This window comes from Bacillota bacterium, assembly GCA_012518215.1.
Taxonomy (GTDB): Bacteria; Bacillota; Dethiobacteria; order DTU022; family PWGO01; genus JAAYSV01.
In genome coordinates this window covers 1-26,279 of sequence record JAAYSV010000015.1, presented here as the reverse complement: position 1 = coordinate 26,279, position 26,279 = coordinate 1, and the positions used below count along the sequence as shown (strand labels likewise).

23 protein-coding genes are annotated in these 26,279 nt (G+C 52.4%); 1 reads left to right on the top strand and 22 read right to left on the bottom strand.

The window, feature by feature from the left end:
- Window positions 1-19: 19 nt before the first annotated feature.
- Window positions 20-718 carry a DUF2344 domain-containing protein gene (locus GX364_02895; protein ID NLI69799.1) on the bottom strand — a complete coding sequence of 233 codons (699 nt, stop codon included), beginning with the start codon at window positions 716-718 and terminating at the stop codon, window positions 20-22.
- Between the two features lie 183 nt (window positions 719-901).
- A complete protein-coding gene (locus GX364_02890; protein NLI69798.1) occupies window positions 902-2,671 on the bottom strand; it encodes a TIGR03960 family B12-binding radical SAM protein in 1,770 nt (589 codons plus the stop codon).
- 1,987 nt (window positions 2,672-4,658) lie between these two features.
- On the opposite strand from GX364_02890, the gene GX364_02885 reads away from it, so the two are divergent.
- A complete protein-coding gene (locus GX364_02885) occupies window positions 4,659-5,342 on the top strand; it encodes a sortase (protein NLI69797.1) in 684 nt (227 codons plus the stop codon).
- A 31-nt stretch (window positions 5,343-5,373) separates the two neighbouring features.
- On the opposite strand, the gene GX364_02880 is transcribed toward GX364_02885, so the two are convergent.
- The 20 genes from GX364_02880 to GX364_02785 form a co-directional block, all read right to left on the bottom strand.
- Window positions 5,374-6,261: a hypothetical protein gene (locus tag GX364_02880; protein ID NLI69796.1), complete on the bottom strand. Its 888-nt coding sequence runs from the start codon at window positions 6,259-6,261 to the stop codon at window positions 5,374-5,376.
- Window positions 6,262-6,292: 31 nt separating this feature from the next.
- Complete coding sequence (locus tag GX364_02875; protein NLI69795.1) at window positions 6,293-7,099, bottom strand: M23 family metallopeptidase; 807 nt, start codon at window positions 7,097-7,099, stop codon at window positions 6,293-6,295.
- A gap of 85 nt (window positions 7,100-7,184) precedes the next feature.
- Window positions 7,185-8,288, bottom strand: coding sequence for a rod shape-determining protein RodA (gene rodA / locus GX364_02870; GenBank protein NLI69794.1), 1,104 nt, complete (start codon window positions 8,286-8,288; stop codon window positions 7,185-7,187).
- Window positions 8,281-10,101: a penicillin-binding protein 2 gene (mrdA, locus tag GX364_02865; protein ID NLI69793.1), complete on the bottom strand. Its 1,821-nt coding sequence runs from the start codon at window positions 10,099-10,101 to the stop codon at window positions 8,281-8,283. The genes rodA and mrdA overlap by 8 nt, the downstream gene beginning before the upstream one ends.
- Before the next feature lie 9 nt (window positions 10,102-10,110).
- A complete protein-coding gene (gene mreD, locus GX364_02860) occupies window positions 10,111-10,614 on the bottom strand; it encodes a rod shape-determining protein MreD (protein ID NLI69792.1) in 504 nt (167 codons plus the stop codon).
- 20 nt (window positions 10,615-10,634) lie between these two features.
- On the bottom strand, window positions 10,635-11,450 hold the full coding sequence (gene mreC / locus GX364_02855) for a rod shape-determining protein MreC (GenBank protein NLI69791.1): 816 nt from the start codon (window positions 11,448-11,450) through the stop codon (window positions 10,635-10,637).
- 100 nt (window positions 11,451-11,550) lie between these two features.
- Window positions 11,551-12,579, bottom strand: coding sequence for a rod shape-determining protein (locus tag GX364_02850; GenBank protein ID NLI69790.1), 1,029 nt, complete (start codon window positions 12,577-12,579; stop codon window positions 11,551-11,553).
- Window positions 12,580-12,761: 182 nt separating this feature from the next.
- Window positions 12,762-13,433 (bottom strand): DNA repair protein RadC, encoded by a 672-nt coding sequence (gene radC / locus GX364_02845; GenBank protein ID NLI69789.1) that lies wholly within the window; start codon window positions 13,431-13,433, stop codon window positions 12,762-12,764.
- A 237-nt stretch (window positions 13,434-13,670) separates the two neighbouring features.
- On the bottom strand, window positions 13,671-14,246 hold the full coding sequence (maf, locus tag GX364_02840) for a septum formation protein Maf (protein ID NLI69788.1): 576 nt from the start codon (window positions 14,244-14,246) through the stop codon (window positions 13,671-13,673).
- 18 nt (window positions 14,247-14,264) lie between these two features.
- Window positions 14,265-14,792, bottom strand: coding sequence for a Gx transporter family protein (locus GX364_02835; protein NLI69787.1), 528 nt, complete (start codon window positions 14,790-14,792; stop codon window positions 14,265-14,267).
- Window positions 14,793-14,928: 136 nt separating this feature from the next.
- On the bottom strand, window positions 14,929-16,041 hold the full coding sequence (locus GX364_02830) for an FAD:protein FMN transferase (protein NLI69786.1): 1,113 nt from the start codon (window positions 16,039-16,041) through the stop codon (window positions 14,929-14,931).
- Between the two features lie 223 nt (window positions 16,042-16,264).
- On the bottom strand, window positions 16,265-17,050 hold the full coding sequence (locus GX364_02825; GenBank protein NLI69785.1) for an RnfABCDGE type electron transport complex subunit B: 786 nt from the start codon (window positions 17,048-17,050) through the stop codon (window positions 16,265-16,267).
- A 54-nt stretch (window positions 17,051-17,104) separates the two neighbouring features.
- A complete protein-coding gene (locus tag GX364_02820) occupies window positions 17,105-17,674 on the bottom strand; it encodes an RnfABCDGE type electron transport complex subunit A (GenBank protein ID NLI69784.1) in 570 nt (189 codons plus the stop codon).
- 50 nt (window positions 17,675-17,724) lie between these two features.
- Window positions 17,725-18,327, bottom strand: a complete 603-nt coding sequence (locus GX364_02815) for an electron transport complex subunit E (protein NLI69783.1) — start codon at window positions 18,325-18,327, stop codon at window positions 17,725-17,727.
- 31 nt (window positions 18,328-18,358) lie between these two features.
- Window positions 18,359-18,910 (bottom strand): FMN-binding protein, encoded by a 552-nt coding sequence (locus GX364_02810; GenBank protein NLI69782.1) that lies wholly within the window; start codon window positions 18,908-18,910, stop codon window positions 18,359-18,361.
- The gene (locus GX364_02805) at window positions 18,903-19,865 is read right to left on the bottom strand and encodes an RnfABCDGE type electron transport complex subunit D (GenBank protein NLI69781.1); all 963 of its coding nucleotides are present in this window, start codon (window positions 19,863-19,865) and stop codon (window positions 18,903-18,905) included. The genes GX364_02810 and GX364_02805 overlap by 8 nt, the downstream gene beginning before the upstream one ends.
- A gap of 34 nt (window positions 19,866-19,899) precedes the next feature.
- Window positions 19,900-21,234 carry an electron transport complex subunit RsxC gene (gene rsxC, locus GX364_02800; protein ID NLI69780.1) on the bottom strand — a complete coding sequence of 445 codons (1,335 nt, stop codon included), beginning with the start codon at window positions 21,232-21,234 and terminating at the stop codon, window positions 19,900-19,902.
- Window positions 21,235-21,608: 374 nt separating this feature from the next.
- Window positions 21,609-21,830, bottom strand: coding sequence for a hypothetical protein (locus tag GX364_02795; GenBank protein ID NLI69779.1), 222 nt, complete (start codon window positions 21,828-21,830; stop codon window positions 21,609-21,611).
- A 128-nt stretch (window positions 21,831-21,958) separates the two neighbouring features.
- A complete protein-coding gene (locus tag GX364_02790) occupies window positions 21,959-23,332 on the bottom strand; it encodes a bifunctional folylpolyglutamate synthase/dihydrofolate synthase (GenBank protein ID NLI69778.1) in 1,374 nt (457 codons plus the stop codon).
- Between the two features lie 43 nt (window positions 23,333-23,375).
- Window positions 23,376-26,054, bottom strand: a complete 2,679-nt coding sequence (locus tag GX364_02785; protein ID NLI69777.1) for a valine--tRNA ligase — start codon at window positions 26,052-26,054, stop codon at window positions 23,376-23,378.
- Window positions 26,055-26,279: the final 225 nt, after the last annotated feature.

Genomic DNA, 26,279 nt, shown 5'->3' with positions numbered 1-26,279 from the left:
GGGATGCGTTTTGCAATGATTATACGAGCTGTTCCCAGTGCCCCCGGCAATCGTGAAACAAAGCGCTCCGATGAATCTGCATGTGGTGAGGAAGTCTTTCCCATCCGCAGGCCGCCCCTATCATCTGAAGCAGCTCCACCGGGTGTGCACCACCACGGGACCCGGCCTGCAGAAACATTTCGATGGCTTCCGTTCCATCATCTTTCCCGGTAACCTTCAGCTCCATGATATATGGGCGTATGTCCACCCGGCGGGTGCCCTTTTTTCTTACCCTCTGCACGATCAGTTCCGTACGCTCCTTGATATCTTCGACTCCCTCATGCAAAATACCTTCAGGCAAGGGATCTCCGCCCGGCAAGGGGAAAGCAATGTAGAGAGCGGCATCGATCACCTGCATCAGGGGGGGCTCCCGGTCGGAAACTTCTTCAGCATCAATGAGTGAGAGACCCCGGGGCAGTTTCTCCCTCATCCCGGCCACGAACAAAGATGGGGGAAGGCTCTCCTTCAGGTATATCTCCGCCAACTCATGCGCCGCCGTAACACCCAGCGGCAGGGGCAGGGCGATGCTCAACCGGGGTTGGGGATTGAAGCCGCCACTGCAGGCGACGGGTATATTTGCCCTTCTTGCCGCCCGCTGTAGCAGCCGTATCATATCCAGATGTGAAATGTATTTTATGTCCTCCTCGCGCCTGTAACTGAACTTCAGCCGCTGTTCCATTTCAAACCAGTCCTTTCATGCAAGTGGGGGACTGCCCCGGAGTGAATCGAGCAGCCTTCAACACCGCTGTCCCTTGCATATTTCTTGTTGCGGATCACATTACCGATTTACCTATCCATATGCAGCAAACCCGTGAAACATTTATGAATCGATCACGGGCAGAATGCCGCCAATCATCGCTGTTCAAATCCCATTCAAAGATTTCCGGTATTCCTTGATCAGAAACTCTTTCTTCAACCCGGTACGCAAATGTTCCCAGGGCAGGGGGTCCTCGAGTTCATAGCGACGCAAGGCATAATCAGCGGGCGCTATCCCGGCCTCATCGAAAGCCTTCAGCCATCTGTCCATATTGAAATGATCGGACCAGTGGTCGAATTTGCAGCCCCCGGCCCATGCCCTCTCCAGCACGTCGGCCAGGCGCCGGTCGCCGCGGGAGAAAACCGCCTCCATGAAGCTCATGTCTCTGTCATGCCACTTGTATTGAACCGACCTGCCCTGCTTCAGGGAGCGGGCAAGCAACTGTTGTCTGCGATGAGTCTCCGCCGGGGTTATCTGGGGCTCCCACTGAAAAGGGGTATGAGCTTTGGGCGTGAAAGTGGAGGTGCTCACCGTCAGCCTGAGCCGCCCCCGGCACCCCAGCCGGCGGTAAAGAGCAAACATTTCCTCCACCTGCCTGGCTATGGCCAGCACATCATCATCCGTTTCCGTGGGAAGGCCGATCATATAATACAGTTTGAAGGTACGCCACCCGGCCCGGAAAGCATGTTCAAGCGCCTGGAAAAGCGATTCATCGCTGATGTTCTTGTTGATAGCCCGACGAAGCCTGAAATTTCCCGCCTCGGGGGCAAAAGTAAGACTGCCCCTGGTTTTGCCCTGCACGGCGGCAGCCAATCTGACCGAGAACGAATCCATCCTGAGCGAAGGGAGGGAAAGATTCACCCGGGGTGGCAGGGCTTCCCCCAATTCCTTGACCAGCTGCTCGATGTGCGGATAATCGCTGCTGCTCAGGGAAGCCAGGGAAAGTTCATCATAACCGGTGTTCTCGATCAAGGAGAGGGCCAATTCACGGATCTTCTCCACGGAACGGGTGCGCCGCGGACGGTAGGTAGTGCCCGCCTGGCAGAAGCGGCACCCCCGCATACAACCCCGGGATATCTCCACGATGGCTCGATCATGAACTATCTCCCGGAAAGGTACTATCGGGGCAGTTGGATGGGGGGCTTCATTCAGGTCATGAAGCAGACGTTTTTCGATCACGGAAGGCACCTGGCTGTGCGCCGGTTCAATGCCCGTAAAATTACCGGCTTCATAGCATGGCCGGTAAAATGATGGGACATAAACACCTTCGAGTTGCGCCAGTTCAAGGAGCATCTTTTTCCTGGTCAGGCCCCCGTCCCTGCCACTTCTGTAAACTTCCAACAGTTCGGGCAGAACCTCCTCGCCATCACCGACGACAAAAAGATCGAAGAACGGGGCCACGGGCTCTGGATTGAAAGCACAGACACCTCCACCGATGATCAGCGGCTCACGTTCATCGCGGTCTGCACTGCGAAGGGGAATATCGGCCAGGTCGAGCATATTCAACACGTTGGTGTAGGTCAGCTCGTACTGCAAGGAGAAACCGATGATATCAAAACTGCGTAGAGGCATGTAATTCTCGAGGGAGAAGAGCGGAATTTTCTCTTCGCGCAACAATTTTTCCATGTCAGCAGCGGGGGCAAAGACTCTCTCCGCCAACATCTCCTCCCGACTGTTGACGATGTCATAAAGGATCCGCAACCCCAGGTTGGACATACCCACCTCGTAAAGATCGGGGAAAGCAAGGGCCAATTTCAGGGCCGTATTGTGAAAATCCTTGACCACTGAATTCAGTTCATTGCCCACATAACGAGCGGGGGCAGTAACCCTGTGGAGCAAGCGTTGTATTTTTGGAGGGGGCCTATGTTCATTCAATCAATTTTCACCTTGACATGGATGGATGTGCCTTTTTCATCTTCAGATTTTGTACCGCCTTGTTAACATTATAGTTTTCCCCTGCAGTTAAAACAATACCGAAAGTTGGTTGGACCGGGTAACTGCATGTTAAACATGTATTCAATTTTGCATATGCCGGTTCAGGGGGTACGGGGAAGACCGAAACTTGGGAATAGCTTCCCCGAGTAAGATAAAACCAAAAACCAGTTTGTGTCGGTAGTAAAATGTGTACGAGGAGGGGATTCTTCGGTCGCGGCAAACTACAGCCGCTCTCTCAGAATGACAGGTAGGGCGTTTTCTTTCTCTGGCAGTAGGGTAAGGAGTATATGAGAAGGGGATTCTTCGGTCGCCCTGAAAAGCAGGGCTCCCTCAGAATGACAGTACTGGAAAAACAGTCGTGCGGAATGGCGCAATACCGGGGAAGGAGTGCGGCGACCTCCCCCCCCCTGTCATTCCGAGCAAGCGGTGTTTAACAAGAACACCAACATGAAGCTACAGAGAAAAATGATGTAGAAACGGTAACACCGGAGTGAAAAAATAGCGCCGCGAGGAATCTCGGGCAGAGTGAAACGCTGTGCTTGACGATGGCAACCATTCAGTCCATGTCGCTGACGCCAACATATCGGTACGGGGAAAAGCAGGAACCAGTTTATGCCGGTAGCAAGTCGTATTTTAGGAGGGGATTCTTCGGTCGCGGCAAATTACAGCTGCTCTCTCAGAATGACAGGTAGTACTTTTTCTTCTGGCGGTGGTAAGTGGTGAACGAGGAGGGGATTCTTCAAGCGGCTGCAGCTATCTTTTTGTGAGTAAGCGAAAAGATAAAAGCCAGGAATCAGTTTCCCTCCGTGAGTAAGTGGTATCGATGAGGATTTTCTTGGCCGCCCACTTTTTCTTACTCTTTTTTTTATATGTTGGCTGGGCGACTTGGCCGTTCATGGGCCATAGCAAAAGAACGGTTCAGGAAATGAGTGTGGTCAACAAGGGGATTCTTCGGTCGCCTGCGGCTCCCTCTGAATGGACAGGTAATACACTGTCCACATCACGTCGGCAGTCCCGTTTCGCTTCCTCGCCTTCACCGGCTATGGCAACCATTCACTCTATGTCGCTGTCGCCAACATATCGGTACGGGGAAAAGACAAAAGCCAGGAACCAGTTTATGCCAGTAGTAAAGTGTGTACGAGGAGGGGATTCTTCGGTCGCCCCAAAAAGCAGGGCTCCCTCAGAATGACAGTACTAGAAAGACAGTCGCCGGAATGGCGCAATACCGGGGAAGGAGTGCGGCGACATCTCCCCCTCCCTGTCATTCCGAGCAAGCGGTGTTTAACAAGAACACCAACATAAAAGCTATAGAGAAAAATGATGTAGAAACGATAACACCGGAGTGAAAAAATAGCGCCGCGAGGAATCTGACAGGTATGGCGTTTTCTTTCTCTGGCAGTAGGGTAAGGGGTACATGAGAAGGGGATTCTACGGCCGCCTGCGGCGACATCTCCCCCTCCCTGTCATTCCGAGCAAGCGGTGTTTAACAAGAACATCAACATGAAGCCATGGAGAAAAATGATGTAGAAACGGTAACACCGGAGTGAAAGAATAGCGCCGCGAGGAATCTCGGGCAGAGGCAGGCGCTGTGCTTGACGATGGCAACCATTCACTCCATGTCGCTGTCGCCAACATATCCGGTACAGGAAAAGATAAAAGCCAGGAACCAGTTTATGCCAGTAGTAAAGTGTGTTCGAGGAGTGGATTCTTCGGTCGCGGCAAACTACAGCCGCTCCCTCAGAATGACAGTACTGGAAAAACAGTCGTGCGGAATGACACAATACCAGGGAACAAATGGGGCTCACCCGGAATGACACAATGCACCACTGTAAAGTTTATTTAACTTGACTAACAGTCCACTGCTTATATAATATTTTAGAAGAATTGTCCAAACAATCATAATAGCCAAGGAGAAACAAGAGATATCATGCCCCTGGATACACCCGGGAAAAAGGGAAAAAGAGGGATCAGATTCCAGAAAAAAACCAGAACGAGCGCGGGAATTGCACTCTTGATCGTGGGGATCCTCCTGCTGGCAAGTCCCTGGCTGACCGATCTTTATACCAATTGGCTACAAGGCAGATTGCTGCAGGAATACGAGGGGGCCTTCGACGAACTGCCCGGTATAGATCTCCTCCCCGCCGAGGGTGCACCGACCGGTTTTGACCATGTGATCCTGAAGGTTCCCTCGATCGAACTGGAAGCAGCGGTCATCGCTCCGCCCACCACTATCGAGGAATTGGACAGATTGAACCGCAAGGGGCCTGTTTTTTTCAGAAGTTCGGCCGTGCCCGGAGCAAGGGAAACCGTGGCCATCATTGCCCACCGCAATGTTTACGGCGGCCATTTCAAGAATATCCATCACATTGCTGAAGGCGACAGGATATATCTGGATACACCGCAACGCAATTATATCTATTCGTTTACCGAATCGGTAATCGTCGACATAAATGATGACGACAAGATGGGAGAGATCTTTGAAGTGGAACCGGAAAATCATCGGTTACTGCTGACCACCTGTGAACACATGGGCAAGAATCCCCATTGGGACACGCCCTACCGCCTGATAGTGGCCGCCAACCTGGAGGAAGTGGAATACAAGCTGGAATAACCCAACGCCCCGCGAACTGCAAGCGGGATGATCATTCCCCATGCCCGAGGACCTTCTTCACGGGCAGATCGACCCCTTTCTCCATCGCCATCTCGACCAGATAGCCCTCGGCAATCTCCCCCTTCAACTTTTTCGAATCCTGTTCCATGACCCGGACCAGGTGATAGCGATGGGGGGAAAAAAGCTTGAACACATCCAGCAATCTGGTATTCTCGCTGACGATGATCTGCTCCCCCTTGAGGCCGCCCCGTCGCTGCATCTCCCGTTCCTTGGCCCCCAGGGAACGGAGAAACACATACACGGCCAGATTCTGTTCCGCGGATGCGGCCAGAAAAATAAAAACGGCCACCAGCAGGATGGTGATGTTGAAATGACCGTAGAACCAGGCCGCCAGGCCCCCGGCAAAGATGAAGACGGCCAGAACTTTCCCCAGACGGGCCGCTATCTCCGTTGCCCTCCGGTAATTGAAGTGGGGCACCAGGGACGAACGCAGTATTTTACCGCCGTCAAGCGGCAGGGCGGGGATGAGATTGAAGAAAGCAAGGACCAGATTGGCCCGGATAAAAAACAGAACCATCTCTTCATTGAGGGGGCCCAGATAATAACTGTTGGCATAGAAGATCATGGCAATTCCGGTAAACAGAAAATTGGCCAGCGGGCCGGCCCAGGCAATGCGCCTTTCCGTTTCCGGTTCTATCTCCAGCAATCCTTCCATGCGCGCCACGCTACCGAAAGGATATATCTCTATTTCCTGGGCGGCGATACCAAAGCCGCGAGCAACGATAACATGGGCAAATTCATGTACGGAGATGCAGATAAAAAAAACAAGCACTTCCTTGAGGCGCCCGCTGATCGCAAAATAGATCAGAAATAGAAAAAAATAAGGGTTGATCTTCAGTTTGATGCCATGCAGCGACAATGATCCGCTCCTTTTTCTTCAAGACGCGCTGTCAAGCCCCGGGCTCCTCCTCATCGGGTGCAAGATGGCGAAGCAGAAGCAGGGGGTCCTGTGGACGCCCATCAAGATGCAACTCGAAATGCAGGTGCGGGCTTTCCCACAACCGGGCGGACCCGAGCATGCCGAGGACCTGAGCCGCCTCCACCCTGTCCCCCACCTTTACCTTCGTTTCAACAACCCCCTCGTAAAGCGTTGCCCATCCCTCATCATGCTGCAGGGCAATGCAGGTTTCTCCCCCCTCTTCTTCAACCATAGTTACTTCCCCCGGCAGAACGGCTCTCACCAGGGTACCGCTCTCTGCCAGCAGGTCCAGACCGTAATGCATCTCCTCCTTGCCACTGGCAGGGTTCTCCCTCAGGCCAAATCCGCTTTGCAGCGTCCCGTTTATCGGCAGCAGGATATCATTCCCGTCGTTGTGCAGAAATGGTACCCGTTTCAATACCTCGTCGATACGGACCTGCCTTATTGCCGGAATCACATTTTCCTGCATGTAGCCAAGGTCCATATCCCAGTTGACGATATAACGGGCTCCATCGAGTACCCTGGCACTCCAGCTCCACCCCATCTTTCCGGATATCCCCAGCAGAAGCAGAAGCACCAGCGCCACGGCCATCTTCAAATAAAAATGTCGGTTCATGCTCTTCAGAAAACCCAGGGAAAAACTGAGAAAGAAAAATTTTTTTTCCTTTTCTGGAACAGATCCACCCGATGACGGACCGGCCTTTCCCTGTTCAGAAAGGCGTTTGTTCAATCGTGCCCGCAACACCGAAACCGGTGCACTCCGACGTCTTCTGGCCACGATCCATGACCCCCTGTTTGTCCATTTTTCTTTAATATATATGGTGGACAAACCTTTTTTATGCATTGGACATATACGAAGGATTCTAGAATTGGATCTTCTGGCGGCGCATACCGATATTGAGGACCAGGCCTATGGCCAGAAAGTTGATCAGAAGGGAGTTACCCCCGTAGCTGATAAAGGGGAGGGGCAGTCCGGTGACGGGCATGATCCCGATGGTCATGCCGATATTCACCAGCACGTGAAAGGAAAACATGATCGCCACACCGCTGCAGAAGAGGGAACCAAAGATATCCTTGGACTGCGAACCGATCCACAGGATACGGTAGATCAGCAGGAAAAAAAGGAGAAGAAGCCCCATGGCGCCGACAAACCCCAGCTCTTCCCCCAGAACGGCAAAGATAAAGTCGGTATGCTGCGCGGGCAGGTAATTGAGACGTACCTGGGTTCCCTCGAAGAGGCCCTTGCCCCATATCGACCCCGAACCAACCGCGATTATGGACTGCATCAACTGGTAACCGTCGCCGAGCGGGTCCATCTCCGGATTGAGGAAGATCATCAACCGGTTTTTCTGATAATCGGCAAGGAATTTCCACAGTACAGGAAAGACGGCTACCCCGCTGACGAGCATGTAAAACAGGTATTTCAAGTTGATTCCGGCCACGAACAGCAGGCCCAGAAGGATGGCTACAATAACCATCGCCGTGCCCAGATCGGGCTGCAGGAATATCAGCACCATCAGGACAGCGGTGTAAATCAACGCAGGAATCGAGGCGGAAAAACGCTTGCCCAGCTGCCCCTCTTTTTCCGACAACAGGCGGGCCAGGAGAAGAATGAGGGCAAATTTGGCATATTCGGATGGTTGGATGTCAACAAAGCCAAGGTCGATCCAGCGCTTCACGTTGTCTCCCCGCCCCAGTGCCAGCACGGCCACGAGCAAGGCGATATTGATGAAATAGATATAGCGTGCCCACGACGAGAAGTTGGCATAATCGATCAGGGAAATCAAGATGATCCCTGCCAGACCCGCACCCAGCCAGATAGCCTGCCGTTTTACAAAGAGAAGGGGATCTTCCAGTCCCATGACCCGGGTAGCACTGTAAATGACCAGCAAGCCATAAATCGAAAGGGCCAGTGTGACAAGAAAAAGATAAATATCAAAGTTCTTGTACAATCTCCTGTTAGGCAGGGTCTTCCACCCCCTCTCGAAGGTCGCGGAAATAATACTCAAATATCTCCTGGGCAACCGGAGTCCCGCTCAGCGCACCGTACTCCCCGTACTCCACGACCACGGCAAGGGCAATAACTGGATTCTCGCAAGGAGCGTAGCATACGAAAATACTATGGGCAGGGATATTTCTGTCCGACGACACCTGCGCGGAACCAGTCTTGGCCGCCACGGTGACAGGCAAGCCACGTAAAGGATAGTACGCTGTCCCACCGGGCTGGGTAACCTGGTACATCCCCTTCTGGATGATCTTGAAGGTTTCCGCCGATATGTCCGCTTTGTGTACAATCTCCGGCCGGCTCTGCAGGATCACCTCTCCATCGCCGTCAACCACCCTGTCAACCATGTATGGACGGTAATGGGTGCCCCCGTTGGCAAGGATAGAAGTGTAAACAGCCAGCTGCAATGGAGTAAAACTGTGGTACGTCTGCCCGATGGCCGCACTCATCGTCTCCGCCTCGTACCACCGCTCCCCGAAGTTGGCCAATTTGTATTCCCGGCTAGCTACAACTCCTTCCACTTCACCCGATATGTCGGTCAGCCCCGTATATTTACCCAACCCCAGTTCGCGGCTGTAATAGGCAAGCGAGTCTATGCCCGCTGCCAATCCCGCACGATAGAAATAAATATTGCAGGAAGCCGCCAGTGCCCGGTAAAAACTGATGTTGCCATGAACACTGTGGCAGGCCTTTGTGTCCCCCACCGCCGATAGTTTTCCACCGCAGTGATATACCGTCCGGTCGTTTATCTTGCCGGTCTCCATGGCCGCCGCCGCGGTTACCATCTTGTAAGTGGAACCCACGGGATAGGTGCCTTTGATCGCGTAGTTGATCAGGGGCCTGCGGGGGTCATCAACCAGCTCGCCGTATTCTTCCCTGACCGTATTGGGATCGTACGAAGGATAACTGACCATGGCCAGAATGGCTCCATCACGAGGATCGATGGCCACCACGGAACCGCGCTGCGTATATCTGTTCCCTTTCTGGCGCAGGGCATTGATTCTTGTTTCCAGGGCATCCATCGCCGCCTGCTGCAACCCCATGTCCAGGGTCAGATGCAGATCATAGCCGGGAACCGGGTCACGGCGATCCAGAAACTCTATGGGCTGCCCCAGCGAATTGGTCTCCACCAGCTGTTCGCCATCCTGCCCGCGAAGATAGGGTTCCCATGCTTTTTCCAGCGCATCCTGACCGACCAGGTCGCCCTCGCGGTAATCATAACCCTCGTCCTTCCACTTCTCCGCCAGGTGCTCATCGATGGAAGCCTTGCTGAGATAACCAAGGAAATGCGCCCCCAAATCCCGGTAGGGATAGAACCTTATGGGCTGAACTTCGATGTTGACCCCCTGCAGTTTCCAGCTATTTTCTGCAATTTTGGCCACAGCTTCGTAGCTGATGTCACTTTTCAGATGGATGGGCAGATAACGGGTATAACGGTTCTTGTAGATTTCTTCCTCTATCTGTTCTTCGTCCATCTCCAGCAGTTCGGCAAGAAGACCTATGGTCTGTTCGTCGTACCCCTTGTCCATATCCACCAGGTAAACCCCGTAGCCAGGCTTGTTGGTAACGACAAGGTTGCCATTCCGGTCGACAATCTTCCCCCGCGGAGCCGGGATGGGCAACTTGGCATAGCGATTTTTCTCCGCGCGGAACATGTAATAGTCGTGCTGATAAACCTGCAAATAGGCAAGCCTGGCCACCAGGGCAATAAAGATACAGATGACAATTACAAGGAGTCCTCTTAGGCGGAGATAGATGACCTTGTTGATGCTCATGAAATTCTCCTAATCCTCGGCACTGAGAATATTTTTTTCACGTAACAACCAGAACAGGAATGGATACAGAACCAACGCTAACAATGAATTGTATGCCGCCCTTATCGCAAATTGCTTGAACATGATCCACTCAAAGTTTAACGCACCACCGAAGAGATAAACAAGGGCAAAAACAAGAAACTCATGGATAATGGTTCCGGTGAAAACCAACATCAGCGCATTGGAAACCCGGCTGCGATAAATTTCCCGGCCGACAAGCCCGGCTGCAAAACCAAGCAGCATCTTGGGGAGGGCGAAAATCCCCAGGGTATGCACAAAAACCAGATCTTGCATGAGGCCAAGGCAGAGGCCGATGGCCGCCCCCTTTTTTTCCCTGAGCAGAAAACCGACAATAACGACGATGATCAGCAGAACGTCGGGTTGATACTGGCCAACAAGAAAAAAAGAAAAAAATGACCCCTGCGCCAGAATAACGAAAAGGGATACCACCGCCAGTAAAATATAGAATAACATCAAATCCCCCGGGTTTCGTTTTATTTCGAGATTATGATCAGAACCTCTTCGATACGGTTGAAGTTCACGGCAGGAATAACAACGGCCATCTTGACCAGACCTGATTGATCCACATCGACCTCTTCCACGGTGCCGATGATGATATTTTTGGGAAAGACACCGCCCAGGCCCGAGGTAATGATCTGATCCCCGGGCAGTATATTGGCCTCCAGGGGAATATTGGTGAACTTGAGACGGGCATTATCCCTGGAATAGCCCTCGATAATCCCCATCACCCCGGGGTCCCGGGAGCGCTGAACCATGGCGCTGGCAGGCAAGCGCGAGTCAGTCAGAAGAATGGCCTGACAGGAATGGCGGGATACGGAAGATACCATCCCTACCAGCCCCTGGGGGGAGACCACCGCCATCTCCTGCTCAACCCCATCAACAGAGCCACGATTCAAGGTAATGGTGTTGAACCACTGGCTCGGATCACGGCTGACCACCCTTGCAGCCACCATCTCCATGGGGCTCTTTTCCCGAAAATCCAACATCTCTTTCAGACGATAATTTTCTTTCTGCAGTTCCGTGATCAGGGAAGACTGTTCCTGGTAAACAGCAAATTCTTCTTTTAACTTCTCATTCTCGGCTTTTATCTCGTGGTGGAAAAATACCGCATCAAAAAGTGACTGAACATTTTGACCCAGGGAAGCGAAAAAACTCTGGACCGGTATCATCAGGGCAGACAGCGTGTCTTTAACGGTGCCCAGGCGATTTGAATCATCACCGGTATAGTTGATAAGGGCGAGCAGCAACAACATCGTTATCAGAAGCACCCAGTATTTTCTTCTGTTCAAAACTGATATGACACATCCTTCTATACCTTTGATACCTGCATCTGCAAAACCGTTTACAGATTGCAAATATAGATATGAGAATCGGGCACTTGCATGTATTTCAGATATTCCTGCGGCTGATCATCGATATACGTCTCAACAGATCCAGCTCCGACAAAGCTTTACCGGCACCCAGAACGGCGCAGTCACCCGGATCCTCGGCCACGAATATGGGCATCCCCGTTTCCTCGGAAACAAGTTGATCAAAACCATGCAAGAAAGCGCCGCCACCCGCCATGACAACCCCCTTGTCCATGATATCGGCTGCCAGCTCCGGAGGTGTTTTTTCCAGGGTGATGCGTATAGCATCAAGAATTGCTTCCACAGGTTCCGCCAGTGCTTCCTTCACCTCAGCGGAACTGATCGACAAAGTGCGCGGGAGACCGGAGACCATGTCCCGTCCACGTACATCCATTTTCAGATCTTCTTCCCGGTCATATGCGGTCCCCACCCTGATCTTCACCTCTTCCGCCGTACGCTCACCGATCATCAAATTATATTGCTTGCGCACGAATTGAATGACCGCCTCATCCATCTCGTCACCACCTACACGAACGGACATGCTGGTGACAATGCCGCCAAGAGATATGACCGCAACTTCGGAAGTGCCCCCGCCTATATCCACGATCATGCTACCGGTGGGTTCGTCCACGGGAAGGCCCGCCCCGATAGCTGCAGCCATCGGTTCCTCGATAAGGAAAGCTTCGCGGGCACCGGCCTGATGGGTGGCATCGAGCACCGCCCTTTTCTCAACCTCCGTCACCCCCGAGGGTACACAGACAACAACCTGGGGTTTCAGGATACTCCTGCGGCGATATGCTTTGCCGATGAAGTGGCGGAGCATCGCCTGGGTGATGTCAAAATCGGCGATCACACCGTCGCGCATCGGCCGGATGGCGACGATATTTCCAGGTGTTCGACCGATCATCAGCCGGGCTTCCTCGCCAACAGCCAGAATGCTGTTGTTGTCTTTTCGTATGGCCACAACTGACGGTTCGCGTAATACGATACCTTTCCCCTTTACATATACAAGTGTATTAGCCGTGCCCAGATCTATCCCCATATCACGAGAAAAACTGCCAAATATCATCGTGTTACGCTTCTCCTTTCGTCAGCAACCGCATTTTGATAACTGCTAATAATATTTACCTAAATGGCATCAAATACTATTACCCTTGCAACTCAATCAATTATAGCAAACTTTTCGGCCCTTTGTAATAATAGAATTTCTTCCTGCAATAAAATTTTCCTTCCTTTTTCGCCCCAAAACGATTATATCAATCCTTTTTCCTTGAAGCTAAGGAAGCAACCGTCCCCGATGATGACATGGTCCCTGACTTCTATACCCAGCAATTTGCCGCTCTCGACCAACCTCTGCGTCACGGCCAGATCCTCCTGGCTAGGTGTCGGGTCACCGCTGGGATGGTTATGTACGAGTATCACCGAGGCTGCGCTTTTCTTGAGCGGGGCAATGAACGCCTCCCTGGGGTGGACAATCGACGCATTCAAACTTCCCACGGAGATCTCTTCCTTGGAAATAACCCTGTTCTTTGTGTTCAACAGGAGTAGTTTAAAATACTCTTTCTTGCGATAACGCAATTCCTCCATGAACAGGTCGGCCACATGGCGAGGTGAAGTGATGACAGTTTCCTGATCATATGATGAGGTCGATACCCTCCGTCCCAGCTCCAGGGCAGCCTTGATCTGAACGGCCTTGGCCGGGCCGATCCCCTTGAAAGTCTGCAATTCCTCGAGAGACAGATCGGGCAGATGGCGCAACCCTCCTGCCCGGGAAATGAGGCGTTCGGCCAGGTGAACAGCCGACTCCTGCATGTTGCCTGTCCTCAAGATCACGGCGATCAGTTCGGCGTTTGAAAGCGCGCCCGCCCCCGACCGGAGCATTTTCTCGCGGGGCTTCTCCTCATCAGGCAGATCCCTGATCATCAATCTGGTGCCATCCGTCATTTTACATGCCTCCTCCCATCCTTCTCCGCGGAACAGAAAAGGATAGCATTTTTTACAATTGACTGAAGGAGGCTGATGGTATAGAAAGCAAGGGATACGGTGCCATTCCGGCACCGCTTTGATATCTACTGCCAATCAGGATCCGTAGCACTCCTTGAAAATAACCATTACCCGCACGCATCCGCACGTCAGGCGTCACTGAAACTGTCTGCAAGGTCAGAAAGGTTTGATGCCCCATCGGGCCAGATGACGGTAGACCAGACCCAGTGGAAGTCCCATCACGTTGAAATAGCAACCTTCCAGACGCTCAACAAACACGGATGCAAAACCCTGGATACCGTAGGCCCCGGCTTTGTCCATGGGCTCCCCGCTGCGAACATAATGCAATATCTCTTCCTCGTCAAGGTCGCGCCACCACACTTCAGTACAGAGGTGATCGGTAACGCTACTCCATTCACCCGCGGCGTCGACCAGGGCAATTCCGGTGATAACTTCATGCCGGCGTCCACTGAGCAACTTCAAACTGGCAATCGCCTCGTCTTCGTCGACAGGTTTGCCCAGAGTCTTTCCGTCGCAACAGACGACCGTGTCGGCTCCAAGGATAGCCCCCCGGTCGAATGACGGGGCCACCGAAAGCGATTTTTTCAATGCCAGCGATTCCACCCCCGCCGAGGGAAGACCCTCCCCCACCTCTTCCCTCGCATTGCCCGGGCATACCTCGAAGGTATAGCCAACCTGTTCCAGCAGTTCTGCCCTTCTTGGAGAAGCCGAAGCCAGTATCAATGGTCGCAACCTGGAACAACTCCCCTTTCAGGCCTTGAGCAGGCCAAGCCTGTCCCTGGTGATATTTTCCAGATAGGTAGTGGCAATTCCGGTCAACAGGCCGGTCGGAATGGCCACCAGCACCAGGAGGGGAAAATATCCCCGGAAAAGGACAGCGTTCTTCATGATTGCAGCAGCGACGGTCAGCTGGGTGAGATTGTGAAAGACGGCCCCGATGATGCTGATCGAAACTGCCGAAATACTGCCACGGCGCAACAACGGGATGAACAGGGCCATGGCCACACAACTGACAAGGGACGCCAGAAAACTCAACCAGAACCCGAAACCCATGAAACTGCCGATCAACAAACTTCCCAGTATGCTCCTTCCCGCGGCAATGATCAGACCACTGCGCAGGCCATACAGGAGCAGGGCCAGCAGAGTGATGATGTTGGCCAGGCCGATCTTGGCCCCCGGCACGGGGATGGGCAACGGAACAAGATTTTCCACAAAATGAATGGCCACCGCAAAAGTTAACAGCATCGCCAGGTTCGTTATTTTGACTGTATTCTTCAAATCCTGTCACATCCGGTCAAAAAATGTAAGTGGTCAACAAAATGGTCCCTCGAAACTATATATTTGTCGTCAAGGCTGTTTTCCCTTCAAAAATACAATTTATCTGTAAATTTTATCTACAATTTCCTTATTACGGTCACTGACCGGAAAATTCCGGATCAATTTTCAGCCTCCCCTCGAGCCCGGAAGTATAGCTGACTTTCATTTCCGGCAGAACGAGGAAGACTTCCACCCCGGGTAGCCGCTCCGCAAGTTCCATACCCCTGGCCGGACCGAGTACAAAAATGGCAGTTGATAGGGCATCCGCGGTCACGGCCTCGGGGGCGACAACCGTCACGCTGAGCAACTCACCAGCCGGAAAGCCGGTGGATGGATCAAGTAGATGATGATAACGTTTTCCGCCCTCTTCGAAGTAGCGTTCATAATCGCCGGAGGTGACGATCGCTGAACTGTCGAGCATGATCCCGGCCATGATACCGTTCCCTTCCATTTCCGAGGCGCGGGGATGAAGCAGACCAACATTCCACGGTTCGCCGCCAGGTTTGCCGCCTGTAACTTTTATATCTCCGCCGGCATTCAGAAAAGCATGGGCAATCCCCTCGCTCTTCAGCACATCGATTCCCCGGTCCACGATATATCCCTTGGCGATGGCACCCAGGTCAAGAACCATCCCTTCCAGGGGAAGAAATACCTCGCCAACGTCATGGTCTATATCCAACAACCTGTAATCCACCAGGGAGAGGTTCTTCCTGAGCAGGCCATCCGGTGGCACAGAAGTACGCCCATCAAGAAAACCCCAGCTATCCATCAGGGGGCCGATGGTGATATCAAAACATCCTTCACTCAGGGCAGCATAATGAAGTGCCTCCTCTATCAGTTCCAGCGTTTGCGGATCCACACGTACCGGCCTTTTACCGGCATTTTCGTTTATTCTGCAGATATCGCTTCCATCAAGATTCCGACTGAACAGGTTTTCCAGCCTCTCCATCTCCGCAAAAACTTCACGGGCCACGGCATCGGCCCTTCCGGCCCCTTCCCCGGTGTAGAACGTTAGATTGACATCGGTATCCATGAGTAAACGGTCATATGAATACTTCCGGGGCTGATTGCCAAACCAGGAACGGGGATCAACGCCGGCGATACCCAGGAGGGTGGCAAGGACAATGATGATCACCACTACCGTAACAATGATGGAGGGTAACAATGATTTTCCGGAAACATGATCCTTTGATCTTGCAGTTGATTTCAAGTTTACACTCCCACTACAAAACAGATTGCGTCCATCGGAAAACAGGATCTCTCCGGATTTTAGCATACCTGTGCAAAAATTCAATACCGGGCCGCATTCAGCCACCACCGACTTGCCATCCCCATTTTTTGTGAAACAGCAAGGTGCAAGGCAGACAAAATATTACAATCAGGATGCAACCGGGAGTAAGATAAATTGGAGAGGTCATCTGGAACGGGGATCTTTATTGATGGACTTTTGCTTTTCTGATCCGGATGGTTCCGGGTTTGCAAACCTGAATGCATTCACCGCAATCAGTGCATTTTTCCACATCGATGACCGGCAGGTTGTCCACAAAGCTTATTGCTTCCTCGGGGCATGCCTTGATGCAGGCACGGCAGGCGATACAACCCACCGCACACGCTTCTTTGACTTTTTTTCCGCGATCAGTCGAACTGCACAGAACCAGGCCTCCGCTGTAGTCCCTGGGTATCATGTCGATGATACCCCGTGGACAGACATCCTGGCACAAGCCGCACCCGAGACATTTTTCTTCATCAACCAGGGGCAGGCCGTCCTCACCCATGGTTATGGCCCCAAACGGGCAAACCTGCACGCAGGTACCCAGACCGAGACATCCGTAGGGGCAATTTTTGAAACCGTCCCACATTTTTTCGGCCAGACGGCAATCAACAGCACCGCCATATATAAATTTATCCCCGGCATGCTCATGACTCCCCGCACACCTGACGACCGCCACGAGCGGAACCGTTTCCTGGCATTCCAGGCAGAGTATCTCGGCAATCTGATCTGCCACTTCCTTGCCACCCGGGATGCATGAAGTGAGTTCGCATTCCCCGGCGGCCACCTTTTCCGCAAAATTGCTACATCCGGCACATCCGCAGGCACCGCAATTGGCGCCGGGCAATATTTCCTCGATGGATTCGATCCTCTCATCCACTTCGATGGCAAATACCTGTGCAGCCCAGGCCAGCAGCAGCCCGAAAACGGCACCCATTCCTCCCAGCATAACAGTCGCATATACGAGTTCCACCTGTTTCAACTCCTTGATCCAGAAATCATGCTACAGCTTCAGCATCCCCTGAAAGCCCATGAAAGCCAGGGAAAGGATGCCGGCGGTAACGAGGGTAACAACCGTCCCGCTCAAAGCTTTGGGCAATTCCACCAGTTCCATCCGTTCGCGGATGCCAGCCATGATGATCAGCGCCAGGCCAAACCCCACCGAAGCGGCCAGTGCATAAAAAAGAGATTCTACAAAAGAAAACTCCTGGTTGATAGCCAGAATGGCGGCCCCCAACACCGCACAGTTGGTGGTTATCAGGGGCAGGAATATTCCCAATCCCTGATAAAGCACCGGGCTTAACTTCTTCATCGCCGTCTCCACCAGTTGCACCAGTGCAGCGATGATCAGGATAAAGGTGACGATCTGCATGTAAAGCAGATCGAAGGGAACCAGAATATAATAATGAACCAACCAGGTAAAGAGAGTGGCGATGATCATGACGAAAACCACGGCCATGCTCATACCCACCGCGGTCTCCATCTTCTTGGAGACACCCAGGAAAGGACAGGTTCCCAGAAATTTATTGAAAACAAAGTTTTCCACAAAAATATAGATAAAGATGATGGCCATTATCTTTCCGATGTCCACGTTCAACCCCTCCATTCAAGAGCAATTTGTGTCTATTCCAGCCCGAACCTTTCAAAAAGAGCATTTACCCCCGCAAGCATCAACCCAAGAACCAGAAAAGCTCCCGGCGGCAGGGCCAGAATACCCATGGGTTGAAATATCGGCCCGGTTACGGCAATGTCGAAAAGCGTACCCTGACCGAGTATTTCTCGTACAGCTGCCAGTATAAACAGGGCCAATGTAAAACCGATGCCGATGCCCACCCCATCAAATAAAGAACGCAGAACCGGCCTTTTGCCCGCGAAGGCCTCGGCGCGACCCAGGATGATACAGTTGACCACTATAAGAGGAATGAATATACCAAGTTGCTTGTGCAATTCAGGCTGATAGGCAGCCAGCAACATGTCGACCACGGTGACAAAGGTGGCAATAATTACTATATAGATGGGAATCCTGATGCTCTTCGGGATATAATTGCGCAGGGCCGATATGACCACATTCGAACAGATCAACACTGCCATCGTGGCCAGGCCCATGCCCACACCTCCCTTGGCCGTAACCGTGACACCAAGAACAGGGCACATCCCAAGAACCAGGCGGAAAGTCGGGTTCTCCTTGATGATGCCTCGTGTTAGATCCTGAAGATATATGTTCATCTTTTCACCCCCAAAACTTCAAATACCACCGTTACTCGGGGCTGCTGCCCGGATCAAGGCCTTTGTACAGATCGGCAGCATGGCCTGCGGCATCGCCCACGGATTGTAAAAATGCAGTGGTAGAAATGGTTGCTCCGGTCACCGTATCGATGTCCTCCCCGATAACAAACGATTCCGAGATGTTTTTTCCCGCCAGCTTTTCCAAAAATACCGGGTCTTCGATCACATCCCCGATCCCGGGTGACTCGGCGTGTTCAATCACGTGGATACCCCTGATGCAACTGTCTTTCCCGACAGCCAGATAATACTTGATCGTTCCGCCATAGCCGGCAGCATCTGCAAGAGCCATGATTCCCAGGAATTCACCTTCCTGGTCGCTGACCACATCAAACAATATTCCCCCGATCTCTTCCGTCAGGGTCTCCTCGGCTTCGGGAAAGAACTCTTGCAACAGCTCCATCTTCTGTTGCAGGGTATTGTATTCCAGCACAGGGGCAGTCAACAGATTCGCTCCTGTCAGCAACAATCCGGACAGAGCACCTACCAGGGCCAGGATGAGAGTCATCTTGACGATGTTATTCATGACGTTCCACCTCCCCGAATTTCTTGGGAACGGTATATTTGTCTATAATCGGTGTCAAGGCGTTCATGATCAGGATAGCAAAGGTGACGCCTTCGGGGAAAACCCCGAAAAGACGCACGAGCATGGTGATGGCCCCGCATCCGACGCCGAAGATTACCTTGCCCAGGCGCGTTACCGGAGAGGTAACCATATCGGTAGCCATGAAGATAGCCCCGAACATCACGCCACCGGCAAGAAGATGGAACGCACCGGTCAGATAAGCATTCCCGTAAAAACCCCCCCCCAGTGCCGCCCCCATCACAAATACGGTTCCCAGATAAAAGAAGGGAACGCGCCAGTCGATATGCCCCTTGTAAAGCAGCCAGATTCCACCCAGAATCAAGGCGACCGCCGAGGTTTCCCCCAGAGCACCGGCTACATTTCCATAGAACAGATCCCCCAGGGATATCCTGGCAACTTCCGCCTGTTCCATGGCCAGCGGGGTGGCCGAAGTGATCACATCGGCCAAAAAATCAAATGCTTTGGGGACAGGCCAGATACCTCCGGCCATGTGGGAGCTCCAGGAAACAACGAGCACGGCCCTTCCCACCAGGGCGGGGTTGAAAATGTTCTGCCCGATACCTCCATAAACCTGTTTGCCAATGATGATAGCCACGGCAGATCCGACGAGAACCATCCACCACGGAGCATTGGCCGGAAGGGTCATCGCCAGAAGCAACCCCGTTACAGCTGCACTGCCGTCACCGAAGATATCCCACTTTCTGAGAATCAGTGCTTCGGTTATCATTGCCGCGGCCATCCCCACCAACATGGTTACCAGTGCCCGGTAACCGAACAACAACACGGCTGCTGCGGCCACCGGCAGAAGAGCAGTCAGTACATCGACCATGACACTTTTGATGGAATCCACCGTGCGAATGTGCGGCGAGGAGGTAACAATCAATTTGTTACCCATCTATTTTCACTCCTATTCTGTATAGCGGCAAGTACTATTGCGATTTCCTTCTCCTGGCGGTTATTTCCGCTTTTGATACTCTGATCCATTGTGTCAATGGGCGGGAAGCCGGGCATACGTAAGCGCAGCAACCGCATTCGATACAGTCCAGAGCATGGAAGGCCTCTGCCTCTTCAAAAAGCCTTTTCTCGCTGACCGTCCCCAGAAAATTGGGTAGAAGATTCATCGGACAGGCGGCTATGCAACGTGAACATCTGATGCAGGGGCCAATCTCCCCCAACTGCACCTCCTGGTCTGTTAAAACAAGAATTCCGGAAGTGCCCTTGATCACCGGCACCGCGGTGGTGGGCAAGGAAATCCCCATCATCGGGCCTCCGGAGATCACCTTGCTGATCTTTCCAACCGTTCCTCCGCACTGTTCTATAACATCGGCAAAGGTTGTCCCTATCTTGACCATGAGATTGGATGGCTTTTTGATACCGGATCCACTCACGGTGACGACCCGTTCTATCAGGGGGGTACCATCCACAATGGCATGGGCTATGGCTGCACTGGTCCCCACATTCAGATTGACCACATTGACATCCAGCGGCAATCCACCTGACGGGACCTGCCTACCGGTAATCACCTCTATGAGCATTTTTTCCGCTCCCTGGGGATACTTGGTCGGAAGCGGAAAAACAGTGATGTTCTTTTCTCCTTTGACCGTTTCCTGCAAGGTTTTGACCGCATCCGGCTTGTTATCCTCGATGCCAATCACCCCGGTGTGCGCATTCAGAACCTTCAGCACCGCTTTCAAGCCGAGAACAACACTTTCGGGATCTTCAAGCATGATACGGTGATCGGCAGTCAGATATGGTTCGCACTCCGCCCCATTGAGGATGACGGTGTCAATTTTCTTCCCTTCCGGTGGGGAGAGCTTGACATGCGTGGGAAATGCAGCCCCTCCCATACCTACGATACCCGCCTCACGTATGATAGCCACGATTTCTTCCCCGGAGAGTTCCTCCAGCGTTTTCCGGGCAGGATTGAGCCGTTCTGCCTGCTCATCGGAACCGTTGCCTTCAATAACAATCGATTTGACCCTGCTGCCAACGGGCGTGTAATCTGGACCCACGGAAACCACTTTCCCGCCAATACTGGCGTGAACTGGAGCCGAAACAAACCCTTCACTCTCCGCGATCTTCTGCCCCTTTTTGACCTCATCCCCCACCTCGACCAGGGGTTCGCAAGGCGCACCGATATGCTGCAGAAGGGGAATTACCACCTTCCCGGGAAACGGGATGGAGGTGATGGGGAAGGATTCCGTCTTTCCCTTGTTGTACCCGGGGTGGATACCTCCCTTGAACGACTTTCCACTCATCCGCATTCTACTCCTTCAAGCTGAAAACATGATCAATTTTTATTACCAGGGCCAGTTGAAATACAAAAGCGAAATAATCTCCACAAATTCGACGTTTATATGTTCTTGATCAAAAATAGAAATACCTTCTCACGAATAGCATTCTTTAAATTTATTAATATTTGGGAATCTTCTGCATAATTGAATAAAGAGATGGCGTTTGCTACAATCAGGGAAAAATCAAGAGGTTTTATAAATAAAGAAAAGATAAAGAGGAACATGCTCCGATAACAATCAAAAATGACTGTATTTGAAGGTTTTTGGTTGGTTACGCCATCCATAAAAAAAGGATGGGGCTTCCAAAAACCCCATCCTTCATTTGCGTTGTTTATCTATCCAAATTACTCCTCTTCGTCTTCGAGCTCTTCTTCCTCGACATCATCGTCGTCTTCTTCCAGCTCTTCGTCTTCGGCATCATCATCATCGAGGTCGTTATCCTCTACCAGCTCATCGCCTTCGACGTCATCATCGCCATCCTGTGCTTCCTGTTCGCAACCCAGTGCAAAACTCAACACCAGAGCCAGAACCAGCAACAGAACCCCCCACTTTGTATATTTCTTCATTGTTGAACTCTCCCCTCCTTTCCTCAGGTATAATAAAGGGCTTTACTTTTATCTCTTTGTAAACCCCTTCCATACTATATTACAACATTATATAGAAATTTCCTCCTTTTTATACCTCACTTGCCCGGTTAATTCTTCTTAATAAATAGGGCCCGCGCCTCGCTGATCGTATAAATTGAACCGGTTACCAGCACCATGTCATCGGGGCCGGCCAGGCTCAGCACCCGGCGTATGGCCCCGTTCAGATCCGGCTCAATGAGGGGGGAAACTCCTTCCACACCCAGATCCTCCACGATGGCCTTCAATCTCTGCGGGGTGGCAGCTCGTTCTATCGCCGGCCGGGTCAGAACGATGTCATCCGCCGCCTCCATCAGGAGAGATAACATTTCCCGTGCATCCTTGTCCTCCATGATGCCAACAACCACGATGAGACGCCTGCAAGAAAAATGTTCGTGAATGGCCTTGATCATCGCTTTGACAGCGGCAGTGTTATGTGCTGCATCGATGACCACCCGTGGTTTTTCCTGCAACACTTCCAGGCGCCCGGGCCATCTGGCTATCTTCAATCCTGCCTTTATTGCCTTCTCATCCGTGGCAAAACCATGGTCCCTCAAATATTCAACAACGCCGATGGCGAGGGTGGCGTTCTCGACCTGGTATTCCCCCCGAAGGGGAATAAAAACTTCGCGGTAATCATTTTTCAGGCCGTGGCAGTCAAACATCTGCCCCTCGGGGATTATTTGCCGCCGACCGTATTCAACTACCCCCCGGCAAGCATCGGGCGAGGATGTTTCCCCCGCCGGGACAACGCAATACAACGGTGCTTTTTTCTCCGCGGCCCTTTCCCGCAGGATCCGCAGTGCGATGGGATCGTGAGCAGCGGTAAACAGAGGGACCCTTTCCTTGATTACCCCGGCCTTCTCGCAAGCAACTTCCTCCAGGGTGGAACCAAGGATATTGACATGGTCACGGCTTACATTGGTGATGACCGTGAGCAAGGGGGAGACGATATTGGTTGCATCCAGCCGCCCCCCCAGTCCGGCCTCGATGACCACCAGATCGGGGGCAGCTCCGGCATAGTAATTGAAAGCTATCGAGGTGACCACCTCGAACTGGGTCAGCGGACCAAGCCCCGGAGTCCGGGAAAATTCCTCGACAAGGGGGCGAACTTTATTGACATTGGCAACGAGTGTTTCCGGGGGGATATCCCGATCGTCCATGCTTATGCGGTTACTGAAGGTTTCCAGGTACGGGGAGGTGTAGAGACCCACACGGTACCCCGCAGACTGAAGGACGGATGTGATAAAAACAGCGGTGGATCCTTTACCATTCGTTCCGGCAATATGTATGCATCTGAATTGATGATGCGGATTTCCCAGGCGTTCCATGAGAGCGTTCATCCGCTCCAGGCCCGGCCGGATTCCAAACCGCCCGATACTGTGAATCCACTGCAACACTTCTTCGTAAGTCAACCCGGCACCCTTCTTCCATGCCTTCATCAATTTCAGAGGAAGGCCCTTTTCTACAATGATTGCTGTATCAAACCTAGATCATATCTTTCAATTCTTCCAGGCGGCCTTGCAGTTTTTCGTAGATGGCAGCAAGATCATGGTAACGGTTTTCCACCCTGGCGACCACATCCGGGGGGGCTTTCCGCATGAACCCGCGATTCTCCAGCTTGCTTTTATTTTGATTCATATCTTTCAAGGTAACGGACAATTCTTTCTCCAGCCTGCCAATCTCATCTTGCAAATTCACCAACCCCGCCAGGGGCAGGTAGATCTCCACCTCGTCACCGATGATAGCTGTCAGGGCCTGGCGGGGCTTGCCGACCTCCACACCGATGGTTAGTTCAGAAACAGACCCGAGGGCCTTGATGTTGTCGGCCTCCTCCGCCAGAAGTTCTTTCCTGGAAGAAGGCACACGCAGTACAACCGGGGTCTTGCGTGCCGGCGGGAAATTGACCTGGCTGCGCAGATTGCGGATGTGACGTATTATTTCCTGAACGAGCTCCACCTCTTCCACCTCCTGGCCAAACTCCAGTTCACGGCAATAGCGGGGCCAGGCTGAAACGATGAGGGGCTCTTTCTCCTCCCCGGGCAATGAATGCCATATCTGTTCGCTGATGAAAGGCATGAAGGGATGAAGCAGACATAGCATTCCCTTCAGAATGTGAAACAGAACTCCACGTGTCAGCGCCGCCCTTGTTTCTATCTTCCGGGAGTCATCGCCCTTCGCGTACAGGTCAGCCTTGCTGAATTCCACATACCAGTCACAGAAATCATTCCAGATGAAATCATAAAGTGCCCGGGCCGCCTCGCCAAGTTCATATTCTTCCAGAAGGTCCGTAACCTCCTTGACAGCATCATTGTAACGATCCAGTATCCAACGATCATTGCGGTTCAATCCCCGGGGTAACGCAGCAGGGTTTATCGGCGTGCGGGGTTCACCCGCACCCAGATTCATCAGTACAAAGCGGGAGACATTCCATATCTTGTTTGCAAAATTGCGGCCCGCTTCAACATTTTCCTGGCGGAAGCGCTGGTCACCCCCCGGTGCCTGACCGGTAATGAGTGTGAAGCGCAGGGTATCGGCACCGTACTGCTCGATCATCTCGATGGGATCGATACCGTTCCCCAGAGATTTGCTCATCTTCCGTCCCAGGGCATCACGGACCAGACCATGGATATAAACCGTATGAAATGGAATGTTTTCCATGAAGGCCAGTGACATGACGATCATGCGCGCAACCCAGAAATAAATGATATCGTAACCGGTAACCAGCACATCGGTGGGAAAATACCTCTGCAAATCCTCGGTTTCATCCGGCCATCCCATCGTGGAAAATGGCCACAGGGCCGAGCTGAACCATGTGTCCAGAACGTCGGGATCCCGGGTCAGATCTTCTCCGCCACATCGCGGGCAGACAACAGGGTCCTCATGGGCTACAATCGTTTCCCCGCACGAACAGTACCAGGCAGGGATGCGGTGCCCCCACCAGATCTGTCTCGAAATACACCAGTCGCGCACATTTTCCATCCAGTGAAGATAGACCCCGGCAAACCGCCCGGGAACAAACGCCACTTTTCCGTCACGCACGACCCTGGCCGCCTCCACGGCCAGCGGCTTCATCCGGACAAACCACTGCCGGGAAACCAGTGGCTCGACGATAGTATTGCAACGTTGGCAACGGCCGGGGGCATGTTGGTAATCATCTATTTTCTCGATCAATCCCAGCTGTTTCAAATCTTCAACCACCTGCCGACGGCACTCCAGGCGATCCTGGCCACGGTACTTGCCCGCCGCAGATGTCATCCGCGCATCACTGCCGATCACATTGACGATCTCCAATCCATGGCGCCGGCCAATCTCCCAGTCATTGGGGTCATGACCGGGGGTTATTTTTACCGCCCCGCTGCCAAAGGATGGGTCAACATATTCATCGGCGATAATCGGTATTTCCCGCTCCACCAGGGGCAGAAGGACCTTTTTACCCACAAATTTTCGGTAGCGTTCATCTTCCGGATGGACGGCAACGGCGGTGTCCCCGAGCATCGTCTCCGGGCGGGTAGTGGCAATGATCAAAAAATTTTCCGTGCCAGAAAATGGATAGCGAATATAGGTAAGGGTGGATTCTTCCTCCTCGTGCTCAACCTCTATATCGGAGAGAGCGGTGTGGCACCGGGGGCACCAGTTGGTCATATAATCCCCGCGGTATATCAGCCCCCGGCGATAGAGGCTCACGAATACTTCCCGCACTGCCCGTGAACATCCTTCATCAAGGGTAAAACGTTCCCGGGACCAGTCACAGGAAACGCCGAGTTTCTGTAGCTGTTTCAGTATGCGGGAATGATACCTGTCCTTCCATTCCCATACTCTCTCCAGGAAAGCTTCCCGACCGAGATCGTGCCTTGTAATCCCTTCTGCCTGCAGGTGTTCCTCGACTCTTATCTGCGTGGCGATCCCCGCATGATCGGTCCCTGGCAACCAGAGAGCATCGAAACCTTGCATTCTTCTCCATCTGACAAGCACATCCTGGATGGTATTGTCCAGCGCATGCCCCATGTGCAGCGATCCGGTGACATTGGGAGGAGGGATGACGATTGTGAACGGTTTTTCATCCTGATTTTTCCCGGCGCGGAAACAATCCCTGTCCAGCCAGAAACGGTATATTTCATCTTCCACCTCATGCGGATCGTACACCGATTTCAGATTGTTTTCCATCTTACAGTCACCTCACCCTGACAGGAACATTTTAACATCGGTTTTCAACTTCTCAATATATTATTTCCGCAATTAAAAGTCAACTTGCAGACCGTTCCGGGACGGTGTCAACCTACTTTAGGAAAAAAGAGAGAACCCCGTAATTTTTAACACACTTTTTTATCTATCAAACTTTTAATAGCTTCCCTGGTGAAACTGAAGCCTCCCTGCAGTAACGGCATGTTT